Source organism: Micromonospora sp. USAFONa4, assembly GCF_057197825.1.
Window position 1 is genome coordinate 6,286,525 of sequence record NZ_CM170072.1, and the last position, 25,404, is coordinate 6,311,928.

2 protein-coding genes are annotated in these 25,404 nt (G+C 76.5%); both read left to right on the top strand.

Annotated elements, in window-relative coordinates:
• The first annotated feature begins 12 nt into the window (after positions 1 to 12).
• A complete protein-coding gene (locus tag AC0OO9_RS27235) occupies positions 13 to 11,196 on the top strand; it encodes a type I polyketide synthase (protein WP_484513368.1) in 11,184 nt (3,727 codons plus the stop codon).
• A 61-nt stretch (positions 11,197 to 11,257) separates the two neighbouring features.
• Positions 11,258 to 25,396: a type I polyketide synthase gene (locus AC0OO9_RS27240; RefSeq protein WP_484513369.1), complete on the top strand. Its 14,139-nt coding sequence runs from the start codon at positions 11,258 to 11,260 to the stop codon at positions 25,394 to 25,396.
• Positions 25,397 to 25,404: the final 8 nt, after the last annotated feature.

Here is a 25,404-nt window from a genome sequence, read left to right on the forward strand (position 1 = left end):
AAGCGAGATGTCATGGCGGACGAAGAGCGGCTGCGCGAATACCTGACGCGGGTCGTCGCCGAACTTCAGCAGACCCGCCAACGGCTGCGCGAGGTCACCGCCGAGGAGTCCGAGCCGGTGGCGATCGTGGCGATGAGCTGCCGCTACCCGGGCGGCATCAGCTCGCCCGAAGAGCTGTGGGAGTTCGTCTCGTCCGGCGGGGACGCCATCGGCGACTTCCCCACCGACCGGGGCTGGGACCTGGAGCGGCTCTACCACGCCGACCCGGACAACGCCGGCACCTCGTACACCACCTCGGGCGGGTTCCTGCACGACGCGGGGCGCTTCGACGCGGCCCTGTTCGGCATCTCGCCGCGCGAGGCGGTCGCCATGGACCCGCAGCAGCGGCTGCTGCTGGAGGTCACCTGGGAACTGTTCGAGCGGGCCGGCATCGCCCCGCTGTCGCTGCGCGGCAGCCGCTCCGGCGTCTTCGTCGGCACCTCCGGGCAGGACTACGCCGCCGTGCTGCACCGGGCTCCCGGCGTCGAGGGGTACGTGCTGACCGGCACCGCCGCCAGCGTGGTCTCCGGCCGGCTGGCGTACACGTTCGGGCTCGAAGGCCCGTCGGTCACCGTGGACACCGCCTGTTCGTCGGCGTCGGTCGCCATCCACCTCGCCTGCCAGGCGCTGCGCCAACGCGAGTGCGGCCTCGCCCTGGCCGGCGGCGCGACCGTGCTGGCCACCCCCGGCCCGTTCGTCGAGTTCTCCCGGCAGCGCGGCCTCGCCGCCGACGGCCGGTGCAAGTCCTTCGCCGCGTCCGCCGACGGCACCGGCTGGTCCGAGGGCGTCGGCATGCTGCTGCTGGAACGGCTCAGCGACGCCCGCCGCAACGGCCACCCGGTGCTCGGCGTCATCCGCAGCTCGGCGGTCAACTCCGACGGCGCGTCCAACGGCCTGACCGCCCCCAACGGCCCGTCCCAGCAGCGGGTCATCCGGCAGGCCCTGGCCGGCGCGAAGCTCACCCCCGACCTGGTCGACGTGGTCGAGGCGCACGGCACCGGCACCACCCTCGGCGACCCGATCGAGGCCCAGGCCCTGCTCGCCACGTACGGCCGGGAGCGCGGCGACGCCGCGCCGCTGCTGCTCGGCTCCATCAAGTCCAACATCGGCCACACCCAGGCCGCCGCCGGCATCGCCGGGGTGATCAAGATGGTGGAGGCGATGCGGCACGGCGTCGTGCCGGCCACCCTGCACGTCGACGAGCCCACCCCGCACGTGGACTGGGCCACCGGCGCGGTCACCCTGGTCACCGAGGCCACGCCGTGGCCGGCCGTGGACCGGCCGCGCCGCGCCGCCGTCTCCTCCTTCGGCATGAGCGGCACCAACACCCACCTCATCCTCGAACAGCCCGAGCCGGCCCGCGCCGAGGCCGACCGGCCGCAGCCGCCCGCGCCCGCGCCGGTGCTGCTCACCGGCCGCACCCGCGCCGCGCTGCGCCACCAGGCCGAGCGCTGGTCGCGGTACGTCGCCGACGACCCGGACATCCGCCCGGTCGACGTCGCCTGGACCTCGGTGGTCTCCCGCTCGCCCCTGGAACACCGGGCGGTCGTCCTCGCCGACGACCGCGACGGCCTGCTCGCCGCCCTGCACGCCCTCGCCGACGACCGGCCCGCCCCCGGCCTGGTCACCGGTGCCGCCGCCGAACGCGGCGGGGTCGCGTTCCTCTTCTCCGGCCAGGGCGCGCAGCGCGCCGGCGCCGGCCGGGAGCTGTACGGGACGTACCCCGTCTTCGCCGAGGCGCTCGACGAGGTCTGCGCCCACCTCGACCACCGGCTGCCCCGGCCGCTGAAGCCGCTGCTGCACGCCGAGCCCGGCACCGACGAGGCGGCGCTGCTCGACCAGACCGTCTTCACCCAGGCCGCGCTCTTCGCCGTCGAGGTGGCGCTGCACCGGCTGCTCGGCTCCTGGGGGCTGGCCCCGGACATGGTCGCCGGGCACTCCGTCGGCGAGTTGACCGCCGCCCACGTCGCCGGTGTGCTCACCCTCGACGACGCCTGCGCCCTCGTCGCCGCCCGGGGCCGGCTCATGCAGGCCCTGCCCGCCGGCGGCGCGATGCTCGCCGTCGCCGCCGACGAGGCCCGGGTCACCGAGTCGATCGCCGCGCTGACCGACCGGGTCGCCGTCGCGGCCGTCAACGCCCCCGGCGCCGTCGTCGTCTCCGGCGACGGCGCGGCCATCGACGACCTCGCCGACCACTGGACCGGCCGGGGGGTGAAGGTGCGGCGGCTGCGGGTCAGCCACGCCTTCCACAGCCCGCTGATGGAGCCGATGCTCGCCGAGTTCGCCGCCGTCGCCGCCGGCCTCGACCTGCGCGCCCCCACCCTGCCGGTGGTGTCCAACCTGACCGGCGAGCTGGCCGACCCGGCGCAGCTCACCGACCCGAACTACTGGGTGCGCCACGTCCGCGAGGCGGTCCGCTTCGCCGACGGCGTACGCACCCTGCGCGCCCACGGCGTCGGCACCTTCGTGGAGGTCGGCCCCGACGCCGTGCTCACCGCCGGCATCCAGGAGACCCTCGCCGGGGCCGAGGCCGGCGACGCCGCCCCCGCCGTGGTGGTGCCGGTGCTGCGCCGGGACCGCCCGGACCGTCGCGCCCTGCTCGCCGCCCTCGCCCAGCTCCACGTCGCCGGCACCCCGGTGCGCTGGGCGGACCTCCTCGCCGACCGGCCCGGCCGGCTCGTCGGCCTGCCCACCTACCCGTTCGAGCGGCAGCACTACTGGGTGCCGGCCGAGGCGCCCGCCGACGACACCACGACGGGCGGGACCGGCGCGCTCGACCGGCGGTTCTGGGCGGCCGTCGAACGCGCCGACCTCGACGCGCTGCGCGACACCCTCGCCGTCACCGACACCGCCGCCGCCGAGTCGCTGCGTACCCTGCTGCCCGTCCTCGCCGACTGGCGGCGGCAGCGGCAGGAACACTCGGTGCTCGACGGCTGGCGGTACCGGGCCGACTGGCAGGTGACCGGCGAACCCGCCCCCGCCCGGCTGGCCGGCACCTGGCTGCTGGCGCTGCCCGCCGGCGGCGCCGACGACCCGGCGGTGGCGACCGTCCGGGCCGCGCTGACCGGCGCCGGCGCCGACGTGCTGCCGCTGACCGTGGAGCCGGACGCCGACCGGGCCGGCCTCGCGGCGTCCCTCGCCGGCACCGACCCCGCCGGCGTCGTCTCCCTGCTCGCCGCCGAGCCGCCCGCCGCCGACAGCACCGTCCTGCCCGGCCTGGCCGCCACCCTCGCGCTCGTGCAGGCGCTCGGCGACGCCGACCTGGCCGCGCCGCTGTGGCTGGTCACCCGGGGCGCGGTCGCCGCCGCCTCGTACGACCGGCTCGCCGACCCGGCGCAGGCCGCGATCTGGGGCCTCGGCCGGGTCGTGGGCGTCGAGGCGCCGCACCGCTGGGGCGGCCTGGTCGACCTGCCGCCGGAGCCCGACGACCGGGCCGCCACCCGGCTCGCCGCGATCCTCACCGGATCGACCGGCGAGGACCAGCTCGCGGTACGCGGCCCCGGCGTCTTCGCCCGCCGCCTCGTGCGCGCCGCCCTCGGCGACCGCCCGCCGGCGCGCCGGTTCACGCCCACCGGCACCGCCCTGATCACCGGCGGCACCGGCGGACTCGGCGCCCGCGCCGCCCGCTGGCTCGCCGCCGCCGGAGCCGAGCACGTCGTGCTGGTCAGCCGGCGCGGACCCGACGCCCCCGGCGCCGCCGAGCTGGAGGCCGAGCTGACCGGCCTCGGGGCCCGGGTCACCGTCGCCGCCTGCGACATCGCCGACCGGACCGCCCTCGCCGACCTGCTCGACCGGGTCGAGGCCGACGGCCCGCCCGTGCGCACCGTCCTGCACACCGCCGGCATCGCGCAGGCCACCCCGCTGGCGGAGGTCACCCCCGCCGAGCTGGCCGAGGTGACCGTCGGCAAGACCGCCGGCGCCGCCCACCTCGCCGACCTCCTCGCCGACCGGGAACTGGACGCCTTCGTCGTCTACTCGTCCATCGCCGCCACCTGGGGCAGCGGCGGGCAGGCCGGGTACGCGGCCGGCAACGCCTACCTCGACGCGCTGGTGCAGCGGCGGCGGGCCGAGGGCCGGGCCGGCACCGCCATCGCCTGGGGACCGTGGTCCGACGGCGGCATGCACGCGGCCGACGCCGAGCGCAACCTGCGCCGCCGGGGCCTGCCCGCCATGGACCCGACCGTCGCCATGGGCGCGTTGCAGCAGGCCCTCGACCACGACGACGTCACCGTGACGGTGGCCGACGTGGACTGGGCCCGGTTCGCCCCCGCGTACGCCTCCGCCCGCCGCCGGCCACTGCTGGACGGCGTGCCGGAGGCGCGGGCCGCCCTCGACGGCGGCGTCGCGGTCGACGACGGCGACGAGGGCCCGGCGGCGACCCTGCGCCGGGGGCTCGCCGGGCTGGCCCCGGCCCGCCGCGAGGAGGCCGTCGCCGACCTGGTCCGGGAACTCGCCGCCGACGTGCTCGGCCACGACGGCGGTGCCGCGGCCATCCCCGCGACCACCGCGTTCCGGGACCTCGGCTTCGACTCGCTGACCGCGGTGGAGCTGCGCAACCGGCTCGTCTCCGCCACCGGGCAGGCGCTGCCCACCACCCTGGTCTTCGACCACCCCACCCCGGTCGTACTGGCCCGGCTCCTGCTCACCGGCCTCTTCGGCGCCGACGCCGGGCCGGCCCCAGTGGCCGCCCCGGCCGCCGTCGACGACGACGAGCCGGTGGCCATCGTCGCCATGGCCTGCCGCTACCCCGGCGGCGTCGACGACCCCGAGCGGCTGTGGCGCCTCGTCGCGGACGGCGTGGACGCCATCGGCGACTTCCCGACCGACCGGGGCTGGGACCTCGACCGGCTCTACGACCCCGACCCGGCCAACCCCGGCACCACCTACACCGACAAGGGCGGCTTCCTCGACGGCGCGGCGGAGTTCGACCCGGGCTTCTTCGGGATCTCGCCGCGCGAGGCGGCGGCGATGGACCCGCAGCAGCGGCTGCTGCTGGAGGTCTCGTGGGAGGCGGTCGAGCGGGCAGGGGTTGAGCCTGGGGTCCTTCGGGGTTCGCGAACAGGGGTGTTCGTGGGCACGAATGGTCAGGACTATGGGGCCCTGCTCATGGCTGCGGGGGAGCAGGCCGAAGGGTTCGGGGCCACGGGCAACGCCGCCAGTGTGGTGTCGGGTCGGGTGGCGTACGCGTTGGGGTTGGAGGGGCCGGCGGTGTCGGTGGACACGGCGTGTTCGTCGTCGTTGGTGGCGTTGCACCTGGCGGTGCAGTCGCTGCGGCGCGGCGAGTGCGACATGGCCCTCGCCGGCGGCGTCACGGTCATGGCCACCCCCGGCACCTTCTTCGAGTTCTCGCGGCAGCGTGGGCTGGCCGCCGACGGCCGGTGCAAGGCGTTCGCGGCGGCTGCGGACGGCACGGGCTGGGGCGAGGGCGTGGGCATGCTGCTCGTCGAGCGGCTGTCGGACGCCCGGCGCAACGGCCACGAGGTGCTGGCGATCGTGCGGGGGAGCGCGGTCAACCAGGATGGTGCCTCCAACGGTCTGACGGCGCCGAATGGCCCCTCCCAGCAGCGGGTGATCCGGCAGGCCCTCGCGGGTGCCCGGCTGGGCACCGCCGACGTGGACGTGGTCGAGGCGCACGGCACCGGCACGACGCTGGGCGACCCGATCGAGGCGCAGGCGCTGCTGGCCACGTACGGGCAGGGCCGCGAGGGGCACGAGCCGCTGCTGCTCGGCTCGATCAAGTCGAACCTCGGGCACACCCAGGCCGCCTCGGGCGTGGCGGGTGTGATCAAGATGGTGCTGGCGATGCGCGAGGGCCTCGTCCCGGCGACGCTGCACGTGGACGAGCCGTCGCCGCACATCGACTGGAACTCCGGGGCCGTCGAGCTGGCGATCGAGTCGCGGCCGTGGCCGGCCGTGAACCGGGCGCGCCGGTCGGCGGTGTCCTCGTTCGGCATGTCCGGCACGAACGCCCACGTGATCATCGAGCAGGCCGACGAGCCGGAGGCCGTCGCCCCCGCCGTGGCCGGCCCCGGACTGGTGGCGTCGGGCGTCGTGGCGTGGCCGGTGTCGGCGCGGTCGAAGGCAGCCCTGGCGGGCCAGGCGGCCCGGCTGGCGCAGTACGTGCGCGAGCGCGGCGAGGTCGATCCGGCGGCGGTGGGCTGGTCCCTGGCGACGACCCGGTCGGTGTTCGACCAGCGGGCCGCCGTGGTCGGGTCGAGCCTGGAGGAGCTGCTGGCGGGGTTGGACGCCCTGGCGTCGGGGGCGCCGGCCGGCAACGTCGTCGCCGGCACCGTCACGCCCCACGGGGCGGGTCCGGTGTTCGTGTTCCCGGGTCAGGGCGCGCAGTCGGCGCGGATGGCCGCCGGTCTCGTCGGTCGTACGCCGGTGTTCGACGCCAGGTTGGCGGAGTGCCAGCAGGCCCTGGCGCCGTACCTGGACGTCGATCTCGTGTCGGTGCTCACCGGTGACGACGAGTCGTGGCTGGAGCGGGTCGAGGTCGTGCAGCCGGTGCTGTGGGCCGTCGGCATGGCCCTCGCCGCGGTGTGGCAGCACGTGGGTGTGGTTCCGGCTGCGGTCGTCGGCCACTCGCAGGGTGAGATCGGTGCCGCGTGCGTGGCCGGGATCCTCAGCATCGAGGACGCGGCGAAGGCTGTGGCGCTGCGCTCGCGGGCGCTGACCGTGCTGCGGGGGACCGGCACGATGGCGTCGGTGGACCTGTCGGCCGAGGCGGTCGCCGATCGGCTCGGGGAGTTCCCCGGCGTGGGTGTGGCGGCGGTGAACGGCCCGTCGACGGTGGTGGTGTCGGGTCCGCCGCAGCCGGTCGCCGACCTGGTGGAGGCGTGCCAGGCCGACGGGGTGCGGGCCCGGTTGATTCCGGTGGACTACGCGTCGCACTCGGTGGCGGTGCAGGAGGTCGCCGAGCGGTTGCGCGCAGACCTCGCCGACGTGACCCCGCAGGCCGGCCACACCCGGCTGGTGTCGACGCTGACGGGGGACTGGGTGGACCCGTCCTCGATGACCGCCGGCTACTGGTACGACAATCTGCGGCAGACCGTGCAGTTCGACGCGGCCGTCCGCGTCGCCGTCGCCGCCGGGCACACCACGTTCGTCGAGATCAGCCCGCATCCGGTGCTGACGATGCCGGTGACGGCGATCCTGGACGACGCCGGCGCGAGCGGGCACACGCTGGGCAGCCTGCGTCGGGGTGACGACGACGCGACGCGGCTGCTGACGAACCTCGCCACCGCCCACACGATCGGCCTGCCCGTCGACCTGACGGCCGTGCTGGCCCGCACCGACACCGTCGCGCTGCCCACCTACGCCTTCGCGCACGGACGCTTCTGGCTGGACGCCCCCGCGTACCGGGTACGCGACGTCGGCTCCGCCGGCCTCCAGGACACCGACCACCCGCTGCTCAGCGCGGCCGTACCGGTCGCCGACGACCAGACGGTGGTGCTGACCGGGCGGCTGTCGGTGCGTACCCACCCGTGGCTCGCCGACCACGCCGTCGGCGGGGCGGTGATCGTCCCCGGCACCGGCGTGGTCGACATGGTGGTCCGGGCCGGCGACGAGGTCGACGCCGGCCAGGTGGGCGACCTGACGCTGATCAACCCGCTGGTGCTTCCGCCGGCCGGCGCGGTGCAGGTGCAGGTACGCGTGGGCCCGCCCGGCGACGCCGGCGAGCGGAGCGTCACCGTGCACTCCCGCCCCGAGGAGGACGCCGACGCCGAGTGGACCCGGCACGCCGAGGGCCTGCTGCTGCCGCACCTGCCCGCCCCGATCGCCGTACCGGGGCAGTGGCCGCCGGCCGACGCCGTCGAGGTCGACGCCGACCTGGACGCCTGGTACGCGCAGATGGCCGAGGGCGGCCTCGGCTACGGCCCCGCCTTCCGTGGCCTGCGCCGGGTGTGGCGCGGCGACGGCGAGGTCTACGCCGAGGTGGCCCTGCCCGAGGAGGCGACCGCCGACGCGTCCCGCTTCGGCCTGCACCCGGCCCTGTTCGACGCTGCCCTCCAGGCCAGCGGGGTCACCGCCCTGCTCGGCGACGCGGCGGACACCTCCGGGGCGGGCTGGATGCCGTTCGCCTTCCGCTCGGTCGCCCTGCACGCCCACGGCGCCACCCGGCTGCGGGCGCGACTGCGGTCGCTCGGCCCGGACACCGTCGCGGTCACCCTCGCCGACACCGCCGGCCAGCCCGTCGCCACCGTCGAGTCGCTGACGTTTCGCCCGGTCGCCGCGGGCCGGGCCGACGAGGCCGCCGCCCTGCGCCGCACGTCGGTGTTCCACCTGGACTGGACGCCGCTGCCGGGCACCGACGCGGCGGCAGGGGAAGCCCGCTGGGCGCTGCTCGGCGACGACACCCTCGGCCTCGCCGGGGCGCTCGCCGCCGCCGGGCACCCGGTGCGGGCCCACGCCGACCTGGCAACGCTGGTCGCGGCGGTCGAGGAGTCCGGGGACGTACCCGATGTGGTGCTGGACCTGTGCTCCGGCGCGGAGACGGACCCGCAGCGGGCCGGCGCGGCCGCGCACGACGCGGCCCGCGACGCGCTCGCGCTGGTGCAGCAGTGGTTGGGCGAGCCCCGGCTGGAGCGGTCGCGGCTGGTGCTGCACACCCGGGGCGCGGTCGGCGCGGCCCCGGGCGAGGCCCCGCGCGACCTGGCCCGGGCGAGCCTGTGGGGGCTGGTGCGCTCCGCGCAGTCCGAGCACCCCGGCCGGTTCACGCTGCTCGACACCGACGACGCCGCCGCCTCCCTGGCGGCCGTCCCGGCGGCCGTCGCCTCCGGCGAGCCGCAGCTCGCGCTGCGCGACGGCGTGCCGCTGGTGCCCCGGCTGGCCCGGGCCCGCGACGCCGGGGTGCTGCCGCTGCCCGCCGACGAGGTGCGGTGGCGCCTCGACGTCACCGAGAAGGGCACGCTGGAGAACCTGGCCCTGCTGCCCGGCCCCGAGGTCGCCGGGGAGCTGCCGGCGGGCCACGTCCTGGTGGGGATGCGCGCCTCCGGGCTGAACTTCCGCGACGTGGTGCTGGCCCTCGGCATGGTCCCCGACCAGGAGGTGCTGGGCAACGAGGGCGCCGGCGTGGTGCTCGGCGTGGGGTCGGGGGTCACCGACCTCGTCCCCGGCGACCGGGTGATGGGTATCTTCTCCGGCTCGTTCTCCTCGGCGGCGGTCACCGACCGCCGGCTGCTCACCCGCATCCCCGACGGCTGGTCCTACACCGACGCCGCCGCCGTGCCCGTGGTCTTCCTGACCGCCTGGTACGGCCTGGTGGAGCTGGCCCGGCTGCGCGCCGGGGAGTCCGTGCTCGTCCACGCGGCGGCCGGCGGCGTCGGCATGGCCGCCGTGCAGATCGCCCGCCACCTCGGCGCGGAGGTCTACGGCACGGCCAGCCCCGGCAAGTGGCCGGCGCTGCGGGCCACCGGCTTCGACGACGCGCACCTCGCCTCCTCCCGCAGCCTCGACTTCGCCGACGAGTTCGCCCACCGCACCGGCGGGCGGGGCGTGGACGTGGTGCTCAACGCGCTCAGCGGCGAGTACGTCGACGCGTCGCTGCGGCTGCTCGCCGACGGCGGCCGGTTCGTCGAGATGGGCAAGACCGACAAGCGGGACCCGCAGCGGGTCGCCGCCGACCACCCGGGGGTCAGCTACCAGGTCTTCGACCTCATCGAGGCCGGCCCGGAGAAGATCGGCGCGATGCTGGCCGAGCTGATGGCGCTCTTCGCCGCCGGTGCGCTGCGGCCCCTGCCCCGGCGCACCTGGGACGTCCGGCGCGCCCCCGAGGCGTTCCGCTTCCTCAGCCAGGCCCGGCACGTCGGCAAGCTCGCCCTGAGCGTCCCGCAGGCGCCGCGGCTCGACGGCACGGTCCTGGTCTCCGGGGCGACCGGCACCCTCGGGGCGCTGCTCTGCCGGCACCTGGTCACCGCGCACGACGCCCGGCAGCTGCTCCTGGTCAGCCGGCGCGGCCCGGACGCCGAGGGCGCCGACGAGCTGCTCGCCGACCTCAAGGCCCTCGGCGCGGACGTGTCGATCGTCGCCGCCGACCTGGCCGAACCGGAGGCCGTGGCGGACGTGCTCTCCATGGTGGACCGGCGGCACCCGCTGCGCGCCGTCGTGCACGCCGCCGGCGTCCTCGACGACGCCACCGTCGAGTCGCTCACCCCCGACCGCCTCGACGCGGTGCTGCGGCCCAAGGTCGACGTGGCCTGGAACCTGCACCGGGCGACCCTCGGTCACGAGCTGAGCGCGTTCGTGCTCTTCTCGGCCGCCGCCGGCGTGTTCGGCGGCCCCGGCCAGGGCAACTACGCCGCCGGCAACGCGTTCCTCGACGCCCTCGCCGAGCACCGGCGGGCCCTCGGCCTGCCGGCGGTCGCGCTGGCCTGGGGCCGCTGGGCGCAGGCCAGCGGCATGACCGGGCACCTCGACTCGGCCGACATCCGCCGGCTCGACCGGGGCGGCATGGCCGCGCTGTCCAATGAGGAGGGCCTCGCCCTGTTCGACGGGGCCTGGCGCTCCGAGCGGGCGACGCTGATGCCCGCGAAGATCATCACTGGGGTGGCCGCGCCCGGTGCGCCCGTGCACCCGCTGCTGGCGAACCTGGTCCGCGCCGCCGGCCGCCGGGCCGCGGCCGGCGAGGCCGCCGACGGGCAGGCGTACGCGGAGACGCTGCGCGCCCTGCCCGCCGACAAGCGCGTACGCGCCCTGCGCGACCTGGTGCTGGCGCACGTGGCGGTCGTCCTCGGCCACGGCGACCCGGCCGGCATCGAGCCGACCCGGGCGTTCCGGGAACTCGGCTTCGACTCGCTCACCGCCGTCGAGCTGCGCAACCGGCTCGGCGCGGCCACCGGGCTGCGGCTGCCGGCGACGCTGGTCTTCGACAACCCGACGCCCGAGGCGCTCGCCACCCACCTGGCCGGCCAGTTCGCTCCGGCGACCCCGGCGGGCGAGGCGTCGACGGCCGGCCGGGAACTGGACCGGCTGGAGGCGGCGCTCGTCGGGCTCGACCCGACCGACGACGAGTTCCGCCGCATCACCGACCGGCTGCACGGCCTGCTGGGCCGGCTGACCGAGCGGCAGGCGGACGCGGACGGCGACGACGACCTGGAGTCGGCCACCGCCGAGAACATCTTCGACCTGATCGACCGCGAGCTGGAGACGTCGTGACCACCAGCCGCAACGACATCAGCCGCAACGACATCGGCATGCCGAGTGAGGTAGGTCCACGGTGAGCAACGAGGACGAGAAGTACGTCGAGTACCTGAAGCGTACGACCTCGGAGCTGCGGCGTACCCGGCGGCGGCTGCGCGAGCTGGAGACCCGGGACTCCGAGCCCATCGCCATCGTCGCGATGAGCTGCCGCTACCCGGGCGGGGTCGACAGTCCCGAGGCGCTGTGGCAGCTCGTGCACGGCGGCGGCGACGGGATCGGGCCGTTCCCCGCCGACCGGGGCTGGGACCTGGAGAACCTCTTCCACCCCGACCCCGACCACCCGGGCACCAGCTACGTGCGCGAGGGCGGCTTCGTCTACGCCGCCGCCGACTTCGACGCCGACCTGTTCGGCATCTCGCCCCGCGAGGCCGTCGCCATGGACCCGCAGCAGCGGCTGCTGCTGGAGACCTCCTGGGAGGCGTTCGAGCGGGCCGGGCTGCCGCTGCCGGCGGTACGGGGCAGCCGTACCGGCGTCTTCGTCGGGGCGTCCTCGCACGGCTACGACGGCATGATGGCGCAGGCCGAGAACGGCGAGGGGCACCTGCTCACCGGCAACGCCACAAGCGTCATCTCCGGCCGCGTCGCGTACACCCTCGGGCTGGAGGGGCCGGCGGTCACCGTCGACACCGCCTGCTCGTCCTCGCTGGTCGCCGTCCACCTGGCCGCCCAGGCGCTGCGCAACGGCGACTGCGAGCTGGCCCTGGCCGGCGGCGTGACGGTGATGCCCACCCCGGCGGTCTTCGTCGGCTTCAGCCGGCAGCGCGGCCTCGCCGCCGACGGCCGGTGCAAGGCGTTCGCCGCTGGCGCGGACGGCACCTCGTGGTCCGAGGGCATCGGCATGCTGCTGCTCACCCGGCTCTCCGACGCGCAGCGGCACGGCTACCCGGTGCTGGCCGTGGTGCGGGGCAGCGCCGTCAACCAGGACGGCGCGTCCAACGGGCTCAGCGCCCCGCACGGCCCGTCCCAGGTCCGCGTGATCCGCCAGGCCCTCGCCAACGCCCGGCTCACGCCCGAGCAGGTGGACGTGGTCGAGGCGCACGGCACCGGCACCCGGCTCGGCGACCCGATCGAGGCGCAGGCCCTGCTCACCACCTACGGGCAGGACCGGGACGAGGCCGCGCCGCTGCTGCTCGGGTCGGTCAAGTCGAACATCGGGCACACCCAGGCCGCCGCCGGCGTCGCCGGTGTGATCAAGATGGTGATGGCGATGCGGCACGGCGTCGTGCCGCCGACCCTGCACGTCGACGAGCCGTCCCCGCACATCGACTGGACCGCCGGGGCGGTCACCCTCGCCACCGCCGCCACGCCGTGGCCGGCCGTGGACCGGCCGCGCCGCGCCGCCGTGTCGTCGTTCGGCGTCTCCGGCACCAACGCGCACACCATCATCGAGCAGGCCCCGGCCCCCGCTGAGGTCGAGACCGAGACCGAGGCCGAGCCGACCGCACCGGCGGCCCGCACCGTGGCCCCCGTGCTGCTCTCCGCCCGCTCCGACGCCGCGCTCGCCGCGCAGGCCGGCCGCTGGGCCGCCCGCCTCGCCGCCGACGACACCCTGCGCCCGCTCGACGTGGCCTTCTCGTCGGTCACCTCCCGCTCCACCCTGGACCGGCGCGCCGTGGTCTCCGCGACCGGCCGCGACGACCTGCTGGCCGGGCTGCGCGCCCTCGCCGCCGGGGAACCGGCCGGCACCGTCGTCACCGGCGCCGGGACGCCGCGCGGCCAGCTCGCGGTGCTCTTCTCCGGCCAGGGCGCGCAGCGCGCCGGCATGGGCCGGGAGCTGTACGCCGAGTTCCCCGTCTTCGCCGCCGCCCTCGACGAGGTGTGCGGGTACCTGGACCGGGCCCTGCCGCGCCCGCTGCGCGAGGTGCTCTTCGCCGCCGAGGGCTCGGCCGACGCCGAGCTGCTGGACCGGACCGTGTTCACGCAGGCCGGCCTGTTCGCCGTCGAGGTGGCGCTGTTCCGCCTCGTCGAGTCGTTCGGCATCGCCCCCGACCTGGTCGCCGGCCACTCGATCGGCGAGGTCACGGCCGCGCACGTGGCCGGGGTGCTGTCGCTGGAGCACGCCTGCGCGCTGGTGGCGGCGCGGGGCCGGTTGATGCAGGCGCTGCCCACCGGCGGTGGGATGCTGGCCGTCGCGGCCACCGAGGCCGACGTCCTCGCCACGCTCGATGGCCTGGCCGACGTGGGGATCGCGGCGGTCAACGGGCCGACCTCGGTCGTGGTCTCGGGCGCCGTGGCAGCCCTGGACGAGGTGGAACGGCTCTGGAAGGACCGGGGCGTACGCACGCGCCGGCTCACGGTCAGCCACGCGTTCCACAGCCCGCTGATGGAGCCGATGCTCGCCCGGTTCCGCGCGGTGCTCGACAAGCTCACCTTCGCCGCGCCGGCGCTGCCGGTGGTGTCGAACGTGACCGGGGCGCTCGCCGACGCCGACGAGATCCGCACCGCCGACTACTGGGTGCGCCACGTGCGGGAGGCCGTCCGCTTCGCCGACGGAATCACCGCGCTGCGCGCCGCCGGGGCGGACACGTTCCTGGAGATCGGGCCGCGCAGCGTACTGACCGCGATGGTCGGCGACGCCCTGCCGGACGGGGAGGGCGTGCTCGCCGTACCGGCGCAGCGCGGGGACCGGCCCGAGGCGCACGGGCTGCTGGCCGGGCTGGCCGAACTGCACGTGCGCGGGGCGGCCGTGGACTGGCAGCCGTGGTTCGCCGACACCGGCGCGCGGCGGGTGGACCTGCCCACGTACGCGTTCCAGCACCAGCGCTACTGGCCCGAGATCGGCGGCACCGCCGCAGCGGCCGCGCCGACCGACACGGCCGAGGGGGACTTCTGGGCGGCCGTGGAGCGCGGCGACCTGACCGGGGTCGCCGCCCACCTGGCCGTGCAGGACGACCCCGCGGCCGTCGAGGCCCTCGCCCCGGCCGTACCGGTGCTCTCGTCGTGGCGACGGGCCCGGCAGCGCGACGCCGTGGTGGACGGCTGGACGTACCGGGTCGAGTGGGAGCCCGTCCGCCCCGCCGCCGCGCCGGCGCTGACCGGCCGCTGGCTGGTCGTCACCGCCGACGCCGACGCCGACGACGCCGGGGTGGCCGGCACGCTGACCGGCGCCGGCGCCCACGTCGACACCCTCACCGTCGCCCCCGGCACCGACCGCGCCGAGCTGACCGGGCTGCTGCGCGGCCACGGCGACCAGGGCTGGGCCGGCGTGCTCTGCGTGCTGCCCGCGACCGACCGGGCGCTGCCCGACGCCCCCGCCGTCTCCGTCGGCGCCGCGCTGCTGCTCACCCTCACCCAGGCGCTCGCCGACGCCGGCCTGCCCGGCCGGCTCTGGTGCCTCACCCGGGGCGCCGTCCACGTCGGCGGCGACACCCCCGCCGACCCGTGGCCCGCCCTGGCCTGGGGCCTGGGCCGGGTCGTCGCCCTCGAACAGCCCGACCGCTGGGGCGGACTGGTCGACCTGCCCGCCCGCGCCGACCGGACCGCCGCCGACGCGCTGCTCGCCGTCCTCGCCGACGCCGGCCACGACCAGGTGGCGATCCGCCCGCAGGGCATCCTCGGCCGGCGCCTGGTGCCGGCCGCGCCGCCCGCGGGTGCGGGTTGGCGGCCCGCCGGGACGGTGCTGGTGACCGGTGGTACGGGTGCGCTGGGTCGGCACGTGGCCCGCTGGTTGCTGGCCAACGGGGCGGCCGAGGTGGTGCTCGCCTCGCGGCGGGGCGCGTCCGCGCCGGGCGCGGCCGAGCTGGTCGACGAGCTGGGCGCGGTGCGGGTCGTGGCGTGCGACGTCACCGACCGGGCCGCCGTCGACGCCCTCGTGGCGAACCTGCCCGGGCTGACCGCCGTCGTGCACACCGCCGGCGTGGTCGACGACGGCGTCCTCGACGGGCTCGACCTGACCCGGATGCAGGCCGTCCTCGACGGCAAGGTCCGCGCCGCCCGCGTGCTGCACGAGGCCACCGCCCACCGCGACCTCGACGCGTTCGTGCTCTTCTCCTCCCTCGCCGGGGTCATCGGCAGCGCCGGTCAGGGCAACTACGCGGCGGCCAACGCCTACCTCGACGCGTTCGCGGCCTGGCGACGCGAGCAGGGCCTGCCCGCCACCGCCATCGCCTGGGGCGCCTGGGCCGAGGACGGCATGGCCGCCGCCCTGACCGCCCGCCTCGCCCGGGGCGGGGTCGACGCGCTCCCCGTCGCCGAGGCCGTCACCGCCCTTGGCCGGCTGGTCAACACCGCCGAGCCGGCCGTCACCGTCGCCGACGTCGACTGGGGACGTCTCGCCGCCTCCTGGGGCCGTCCGACGCCACTGATCGCCGCCCTGCCCGGCGTGCCCGCCGTGCCCACCGGTCCCGCCCGCGCCGTGGTGGTCGGCCGGTCCCTGCCGCAGCTCGCCGACCTCGTACGCACCCAGGCCGCCGTCGTGCTCGGCTACCCGGCCGGCCAGCCGCTGCCCGAGCGCACCTTCCGCGACCTCGGCTTCGACTCGCTCACCGCCGTCGAGCTGCGCAACCGGCTCACCGCCGAGACCGGCATGACCCTGCCCGCCACGCTGGTCTTCGACCACCCCACGGTCGCCGAACTCGCCGCGCACCTGCACGGCCTCACCGCCGGGCACACCACCGGCGAGGTGGTCGCCGACGGCACCGGCCGCGACCGCGAGCCGATCGCCATCGTCGCGATGAGCTGCCGCTTCCCCGGCGGGGTCACCTCGCCCGAGCAGCTCTGGGACCTGCTGGCCACCGGCACCGACGCGCTGAGCCTCATGCCCGGCGAGCGCGGCTGGAACCTCGCCGAGCTGTACCACCCCGACCCCGAGCACCTCGGCACCAGCTACGTCCGCGAGGGCGGCTTCGTCGCCGGGGCCGGCGAGTTCGACCCGGCGTTCTTCGGCATCAGCCCCCGCGAGGCCCTCGCCATGGACCCGCAGCAGCGGCTGCTGCTGGAGGCCACCTGGGAGGCGTTCGAGCGGGCCCGGATCGACCCGACCGCGCTGCGCGGCAGCCGCACCGGCGTGTACGTCGGCACCAACGGCCAGGACTACGGCTCGCTGCTGATGGCCGCCGGGGACGTCGACGAGAACTACCTCGCCACCGGCACCTCCGCCAGCGTCATCTCGGGCCGGCTGGCGTACACCTTCGGGCTGCACGGCCCGGCCGTCACCGTCGACACCGCCTGCTCGTCGTCGCTGGTCGCGATGCACCTGGCCGCGCAGGCCCTCCGCACGGGCGAGTGCGACCTCGCCCTGGCCGGCGGCGCCACCGTGATGGCCACCCCCGGCATCTTCGTCGGCTTCTCCCGCCAGCGCGGCCTTGCCGCCGACGGCCGGTGCAAGCCGTTCGCCGGGGCCGCCGACGGCACCGGCTGGGGCGAGGGCGTCGGCCTGCTGGTGCTCCAGCGCCTCTCCGACGCCCGCCGCGACGGCAACCCGGTCCTCGCCGTGCTGCGCGGCAGCGCCGTCAACCAGGACGGCGCCTCCAACGGCCTCACCGCCCCCAACGGCCCCGCCCAGCAGCGGGTCATCCGGCAGGCCCTCGCCAACGCCGGGCTCACCGCCGACCAGGTGGACGCCGTCGAGGCGCACGGCACCGGCACCACCCTCGGCGACCCGATCGAGGCGCAGGCGCTCATCGCCACGTACGGCCAGGACCGCCCCGCCGACCGGCCGCTCTGGCTCGGCTCGATCAAGTCGAACATCGGCCACACCCAGGCCGCCGCCGGCGTCGCCGGGGTGATGAAGATGGTCCTGGCCATGCGGCACGGGGTGCTGCCGCCCACCCTGCACGTGGACGAGCCCACCCCGCACGTCGACTGGAGCGCCGGCAGCGTCGAGCTGCTCACCTCCGCCCGCCCGTGGGAGCCCGCCGACGGTGTACGCCGCGCCGCCGTCTCCTCGTTCGGCATCAGCGGCACCAACGTGCACACCATCCTCGAACAGGCCCCCGCCGACGAGCCGGAGCCCGAGCCGGCGGCCGACGGGCCCACCGGGGAGCTGCCCTGGGTGCTCTCCGGGCGCACCGTCGACGCCCTCACCGCCCGCACCCGGGACCTGCTCGACCACCTCGACACCGTCGACGACGACGTCCTCGCCGACGTCGGCTGGTCGCTGGCCGCCACCCGCGCCGCCCACGACCACCGGGCCGTCGTCTTCGCCGCCGACCGCGACGCCCTGGCCGCGTCCCTCGACGCGCTCGCCGCCGGCCGGCCCACCCCGCAGACCGTCACCCGCGCCCCCGGCACGCCGGGCGAGGTCGCCTTCGTCTTCCCGGGCCAGGGCTCCCAGTGGGTCGGCATGGCCGCCGAACTGCTCGACACCGCCCCGGTCTTCGCGGAGAAGTTCGCCGCCTGCGCCGAGGCGCTGCGCCCGTACGTCGACTGGTCGCCGACCGACGTGGTGCGCGGCGCGCCCGACGCCCCGTCGCTGGAGCGCGTCGACGTCGTGCAGCCCACCCTGTTCGCGGTCAGCGTCTCGCTCGCCGCGCTCTGGGAGTCGTACGGGGTGCGCCCCTCCGCCGTCGTCGGCCACTCGCAGGGCGAGATCGCCGCCGCGCACGTCGCCGGCGGCCTCACCCTGGACGACGCGGCGGCCGTGGTGGCCCTGCGCAGCCGCATCATCGCCGGCATCGCCGGGGACGGCGGCATGGTCTCGGTCGCCACCACCGCCGACGAGGCCACGGCGACGATCACCCGCTGGGCCGGCCGGGTCGCCCTGGCCGCCGTCAACGGGCCCACCTCGGTCGTGGTCTCCGGCGACAGCGCCGCCCTCGACGAGCTGGTCGCCCACTACGAGTCCCGCGAGGTGCGGGTGCGCCGCGTCCCCGTGGACTACGCCTCCCACTCCGCCCACGTCGAGCAGCTGCGCGAGCAGCTCCTGGAACTGCTCGCCGGGCTGCGGCCGGCCACCGGCGAGGTCCGGTTCCGCTCCACAGTCGAGGGGGACTGGCTCGACACCGCCGCCCTCGACGCCGACTACTGGTACCGCAACCTGCGGCAGACCGTCCGCTTCGACGACGCGGTGCGCAGCCTCGTCGCCGCCGGCTACCAGACCTTCGTCGAGGTCAGCGCCCACCCGGTGCTGACCATGGCCGTGCAGGAGAGCGTCGAGCTGGCCGCCGCCGACCCGGACGCGGTCACCGTCACCGGCAGCCTGCGCCGGGGCGAGGGCGGCCTCGGCCGCTTCCTGCGCGCCCTGGCCGAGGTCTGGACCGGGGGTACGGCGGTGGACTGGCGGCCCGCCTTCACCGGCCTCGCCGGACGCCGCCTCGACCTGCCCACGTACCCGTTCCAGCGGCAGCTCTTCTGGCCGCAGCCGTCCGCCGCGCCCGCCCCGGCCGCCGGCGTCGCCGGCCCCGTGCAGGACGACGAGGTCGACGCCCGGTTCTGGGCCGCCGTCGAGGCGGAGGACCTGGCCGCGCTCACCGCCGAACTCGCCGCCGCGACCGAGTCGGAGCCCGTGCCGGACGCCGCGTTCGCGGACGTGCTGCCGGTCCTCGCCGCCTGGCGTCGCCGGCACCGCGACCAGGCCACCGTGGACTCCTGGCGGTACCGGGACAGCTGGACGCCGGTCGCCGGCGACGCCGCGGGCGAGCCCGCCGTCACCGGCACCTGGTGGCTGCTCACCGGCCCCGACGACACCGGCGCTGCCGAGGCCGCCTTCTGCGCCGAGGCGTTGCGGCGGCACGGCGGCACCGTCGTACCGCTGGAGCTGGACGCCGACCGCACGGACCGCGCGGCGCTCGCCGCCCGGCTGCGCGACCTCGCCGACGGCGGCACGCCCGCCGGGATCCTGTCGTTGCTGCCGCTCGACGAGACGCCCGCGCCGGCGCACCCGTCGGTGCCGGTCGGCTTCGCCGGCACCGTGACCCTGGTGCAGGCGCTCGGCGACGCCGGCCTCCGCGCGCCCCTGTGGTGCCTCACCCGGGGTGCCGTCGCCACCGGCCCGGCCGACCCGCTGCCGCACCCGCTCCAGCAGCTCACCTGGGGCTTCGGCCGGGTCGCCGCGCTCGAGCACCCGGACCGCTGGGGCGGCCTCGTCGACCTCCCCGACGAGCTCGACGACGCGGCCGGCCGCCGGCTGGTCCGCGTCCTCGCCGGCGCCGACGGGGAGGACCAGGTCGCGCTGCGGTGGGCCGGCGCCTTCGGCCGGCGACTGCTGCACGCCCCGCTCGGCGACGCCCCCGCCCCGCGCACCTGGCGGCCCTCCGGCACCGCCCTGGTCACCGGCGGCACCGGCGCGCTCGGCGGACACATGGCCCGCTGGCTCGCCGCCAACGGCGCCGCGCACCTGGTGCTGGTCAGCCGGCGCGGCCGGCAGGCCGAGGGCATCGCCGACCTCGAGGCCGAGCTGGTCGCACTGGGCGCCCGGGTCACCGTCGCCGCCTGCGACGCCGCCGACCGGTCGGCGCTCGCCGCCGTCCTCGCCGACCTGCCGCCCGAGCACCCGCTGACCACGGTCGTGCACACCGCCGCCGTGCTCGACGACTCGGTGATCAACTCGCTGACCCTGGAGCAGGTCGACTACGCGCTCAGCGCGAAGGTCACCACCGCGCTGAACCTGCACGAGCTGACCCGCGAGCTGGACCTCGACGCGTTCATCCTGTTCTCCTCGATGGCCGGCACCGTCGGCAGCTCCGGCGTGGGCAACTACGCCCCCGGCAACGCGTTCCTCAACGCCCTCGCCGAGCACCGGCGCGCCCTCGGCCTGCCCGCCACCTCCATCGGCTGGGGCGCCTGGGGCGGCGGCGGCATGGCCGACGGCGAGTTCGGCCGGATGCTGCACCGCCACGGCGCACCCGAGATGCCCCCGCGGCTCGCCGTCGCGGCCCTGCACCAGGCCGTCGAGCACGACGAGACCTTCCTGACCATCTCGAACATCGCCTGGGACCGGTTCTTCGTCGCGTTCACCGCCACCCGGCCCGGTCCGCTGATCTCGGAGATCCCCGAGGCGCAGCGGTTGCAGGCCACCAAGGGCCTCGCCGAGGCGAAGGAGACCGACGAGGCCGGCCCCGCCGGCGCGTTCACCCGGATGAGCGCCGCCGAGCGCCAGCAGGCGCTGCTCGACCTGGTCCGCGACCAGGCGGCCGCGGTCCTCAAGTACGCCGACGGCCAGGCCGTCGACCCGCACCACGCGTTCCGGGACCTCGGCTTCGACTCGGTGACGGCGGTGGAGCTGCGCAACCGGCTCGCCACCGCCACCTCGCTGCGGCTGCCGGTGACCCTGGTCTTCGACTACCCGTCGCCGACCGCGCTCGCCCGGCACCTGCACGAGGAGCTGGGCGGCGAGGCCGCCGTGGCCGTCGAGGCCGCCCCGGTGACGCTCGGCGACGACGAGCCGGTGGCCATCGTCGCCATGTCCTGCCGCTTCCCGGGCGGGGCGAACGACCCCGAGCGGTTCTGGCAGATGCTGCACGCCGGCCGTGACGCCGTGTCCGACCTACCCGGCGATCGGGGTTGGGACGTCGAGAAGCTCTACGACCCCGACCCCTATTCCACCGGCACCTCCTACGTCCGCAGTGGCGCCTTCCTCTACGAGGCGGCGGAGTTTGATGCCGGTTTCTTCGGGATTTCCCCCCGCGAGGCGTTGGCCATGGATCCGCAGCAGCGGTTGCTGCTGGAGGTTTCGTGGGAGGCGGTCGAGCGGGCAGGGGTTGAGCCTGGGGTCCTTCGGGGTTCGCGAACAGGGGTGTTCGTGGGCACGAATGGTCAGGACTATGGGGCCCTGCTGATGGTGGCGGGGGACGAGGTGGAGGGCTTCGCGGGCACGGGCAACGCCGCGAGTGTGGTGTCGGGTCGGGTGGCGTACGCGTTGGGGTTGGAGGGGCCGGCGGTGTCGGTGGACACGGCGTGTTCGTCGTCGTTGGTGGCGTTGCACCTGGCGGTGCAGTCGCTGCGGCGCGGCGAGTGCGACCTCGCCCTCGCCGGCGGCGTGACCGTGATGTCGACCCCCGGGCTGTTCGTGGAGTTCTCGCGGCAGCGTGGGCTGGCCGCCGACGGCCGGTGCAAGGCGTTCGCCGCGGGCGCGGACGGCACGGGCTGGGGCGAGGGCGTCGGCATGCTGCTCGTCGAGCGGCTGTCGGACGCGCGGCGCAACGGCCACGAGGTGCTGGCGATCGTGCGGGGGAGTGCCGTCAACCAGGACGGTGCCTCCAACGGTCTGACGGCGCCGAACGGCCCGTCGCAGCAGCGGGTGATCCGGCAGGCCCTCGCGTCGGCGCGGCTCTCCACGGCCGACGTGGACGTGGTCGAGGCGCACGGCACCGGGACCACGCTGGGCGACCCGATCGAGGCGCAGGCGCTGCTGGCCACGTACGGGCAGGAGCGCGACGCGCCGCTGCTGCTGGGGTCGGTCAAGTCGAACATCGGCCACACCCAGGCCGCCGCCGGCGTCGCCGGCGTGATCAAAATGGTGCTGGCGATGCGCGAGGGCGTGGTCCCCGCGACGCTGCACGTGGACGAGCCGTCCCCGCACATCGACTGGAACTCCGGGGCCGTCGAGCTGGCGATCGAGTCGCGGCCGTGGCCGGCCGTGAACCGGGCGCGCCGGTCGGCGGTGTCGTCGTTCGGCATCTCCGGCACCAACGCCCACGTCATCATCGAACTGCCCGAGGACCTCCCCGCCGAGAGCGCGGAGCCCGACGGCGAGGCCGCCGAGAGCCGCAGCCCGGGGCTCGTGGCCTCCGACGTCGTCGTCTGGACGGTGTCGGGGCGGTCGAAGGGCGCGCTGGCCGGTCAGGCCGCCCGCCTGGCCCAGCACGTCCGCGCGCACGCCGACCTCGACGCGGCGGCGGTGGGCTGGTCCCTCGCCGCCACCCGGTCGACGTTCGACCATCGGGCCGCCGTCGTCGGGGCCACCGTGGCCGAGCTGCTGGCGGGGCTCGACGCCCTGTCCGCCGGCGCGCCGGCGGGGAACCTCGTCACGGGTACGGCCTCCGGAACCGGTGCGGTGTTCGTGTTCCCGGGTCAGGGCGCGCAATCGGCGCGGATGGCCGCCGGCCTCGTCGGTCGTACGCCGGTGTTCGACGCCAGGTTGGCGGAGTGCCAGCGGGCCCTCGCGCCGTACCTTGATGTGGACCTGGTGTCGGTGTTGACCGGTGACGACGAGTCGTGGCTGGAGCGGGTCGAGGTCGTGCAGCCGGTGCTGTGGGCCGTCGGCATGGCGCTCGCGGCGGTGTGGCAGCACGTGGGTGTGGTTCCGGCTGCGGTGGTCGGTCACTCGCAGGGTGAGATCGGTGCCGCGTGCGTGGCCGGGATCCTGAGCCTGGAGGACGCGGCGAAGGCCGTGGCGCTGCGCTCGCGGGCGCTGACCGTGCTGCGGGGCACAGGCACGATGGCGTCGGTGGACCTGTCGGCCGAGGCGGTCGCCGATCGGCTCGGGGAGTTCCCCGGCGTGGGTGTGGCGGCGGTGAACGGCCCGTCGACGGTGGTGGTGTCGGGTCCGCCGCAGCCGGTCGCCGACCTTGTGGAGGCGTGCCAGGCCGACGGGGTGCGGGCCCGGTTGATTCCGGTGGACTACGCGTCGCACTCGGTGGCGGTGCAGGAGGTTGCCGAGCGGTTGCGCGCCGACCTGGCCGACGTGACTCCGCGACAGGGCCACGTCCGGCTCGTCTCCACGCTCACCGGGGACTGGGTGGACCCGACCTCGATGACCGCCGCCTACTGGTACGACAATCTGCGGCAGACCGTGCAGTTCGAGGCCGCCGTGCGGGTGGCCGTCGCGGCGGGTCACACGACGTTCGTCGAGATCAGCCCGCATCCGGTGCTGACGATGCCGGTGACGGCGATCCTGGACGACGCTGGCGCGAGCGGGCACACGCTGGGCAGCCTGCGTCGTGGTGACGACGACGCGACGCGGCTGCTGACGAACCTCGCCACCGCCCACACGATCGGCCTGCCCGTCGACCTGGGCACGGTCCTCGCCGGGACCGACGTCGTCGCGCTGCCCACGTACGCCTTCGACCGCAGCCGCTTCTGGCCGACCGCGGTGACCGGGCAGGGCGACACCGAGGAGACCCCCAGCGGCGTCGACTCCGCGTTCTGGGCGGCCGTCGAACGCGAGGACCTGGCCGCGCTCGCGGAACTCACCGAGCAGGAGGCGGCGGACTCCCTGGAACGGCTGGGCGCCGCCCTGCCGGTGCTCGCCTCCTGGCGGCGGCAGCAGCGCAACCGGTCCGGCCTCGACGACCTGCGGTACCGCAGCGTCTGGCAGCCGTACACCGGGACACCGGTCAGCTTCCTGCCCGGCGCCTGGTGGGTCGTCGCCGACGAGCGGCACCCGGAGGAGGGCGAGGCCGCAGTGGTCGAGCTGACCCGCCGGGGCGCCGACGTCCGACTGGTGCTGGTGCCGGAGAACCTGACCGACCGGGCCGCCCTCACCGCGCACCTGAGCGGTGCCGTCCGCACCCCCGACGGCGTACCGGCTCCGGTGGACGGGGTGCTGTCGCTGCTCGCCCTCGCCGACGGCGCGGTCGACGACACCCAGCCGGTGCCGCCCTTCCTCGCCCGCTCGCTGGCGCTGATCCAGACGCTCGGGGACCTCGACGTCGCCGCGCCGCTGTGGTGCGTCACCCGGGGCGCCGCCGGCACCACCCGCAGCGGCGCGCCCGGCCGGCCGGAGCAGTCGCTGCTCTGGGGCCTCGGCCGGGTCGTGGCCCTCGAACACCCCGAGCGGTGGGGCGGCCTGGTCGACGTGCCGGCCACCCTGGACGACCACGGCTGGGACCTGCTCTGCGCCGCGCTCGCCGGCCTCGACGGGGAGGACCAGCTCGCGGTCGACGGCGCCACCATCCTCGTCCGCCGGCTGGTGCGGGCGCCCGGCGGTGAGGCGGCCACCGACGAGGCCGGCTACCCGGGCACGACCCTGGTCACCGGCGGCACCGGCGCGCTCGGCGCGGAGGTGGCCCGCTGGCTGGCCGCCCGGGGCGCCGAGCACCTGATGCTGGTCAGCCGTCGCGGCGCGGACGCCCCCGGCGTCGCCGAACTCGTCAGCGAGCTGACCGGGGCGGGCACCCGGGTGACCGTCGCGGCCTGCGACGTGGCCGACCGGGCGGCGCTGGCGAAGCTGCTCGACGAGGTACCCGCCGGCGCGCCGCTGACCAGCGTGGTGCACGCGGCCGGCGTCCTGGAGGACGGGGTGCTCGACGGGCTCACCGCCGACCGCCTCGCCACCGTCCTGCGACCCAAGGTGCTCGGCGCCCTGCACCTGCACGAGCTGACCGTCGGGCGGGAACTGCGCGCGTTCGTGCTGTTCTCCGCGCTGGCCGGTCAGCTCGGCGCCGCCGGTCAGGGCAGCTACGCCGCCGCCAACGCCTACCTCGACGCCCTCGCCGAGCAGCGGCACCGGCAGGGCCTGCCGGCCACCTCGGTCGCCTGGGGCCCCTGGGCGGCCGGCGGGATGGCCGCCACCGACCAGGCCGTGGAGGAGCGCCGCCGCCGCACCGGCGTCGCGCGCCTCGACACCGACGCCGCGCTCACGGCGCTCGCGCAGTGCGTCGCGCGGGGCGAGCCGGCGACCATGGTGGCCGGCATCGACTGGGCCCGCTACGTGCCCGGGTTCGTGGCCGTGCGGCCCAGCCCGCTCATCGCGGGCGTGGCCGAGGCGCGCCGGGCCGTCGCCGAGCGGGCCGAGGACACCGGCGTCTCCGCGGAGTCCCTGGCCGCCCTGCTCGCCGGGCAGACCGACGCCGAACGACGCAAGACCCTGCTGGAGCTGGTACGCGGGCAGGCTGCCGCGGTGCTCGGTCACGCCTCGATGGACGCCGTCGAGCCGGACCGGGCGTTCCGCGAACTCGGCTTCGACTCGCTGACCGCCGTGGAGCTGCGCAACCGGCTCACCGCGGCGACCGGCGTCCGGCTGCCCGCCACGGTCGTCTTCGACTACCCGACCGCCGCGGGGCTGGCCGAGTACGTGCGGGCAGCCATCGTCGACGGCGGCGTGGTCGGGGTCGCACCGGTCTTCGGTGAGCTGGACAGGTTGGAAGCGGCGCTCTCCGGCTCGGCGCCGGACCGCAGCGCCCGAATTCGGATCACCGAGCGGCTGCGGGCGCTGCTGGCCTCCCTCAACGAGGCCGACGCGCCGGCGGACGGCGACACCGTCGCCGAGAAGCTCCAGGACGCGACGCCGGACGAGGTCTTCGACTTCATCGACCGCGAGCTGGGGATGTCCTGACGTGATCG

What these genes read in the sequence shown, in the direction of transcription:
- AC0OO9_RS27235 (WP_484513368.1), top strand. Translation starts at nt 13, where the DNA reads ATGGCGGACGAAGAGCGGCTGCGCGAATACCTGACGCGGGTCGTCGCC.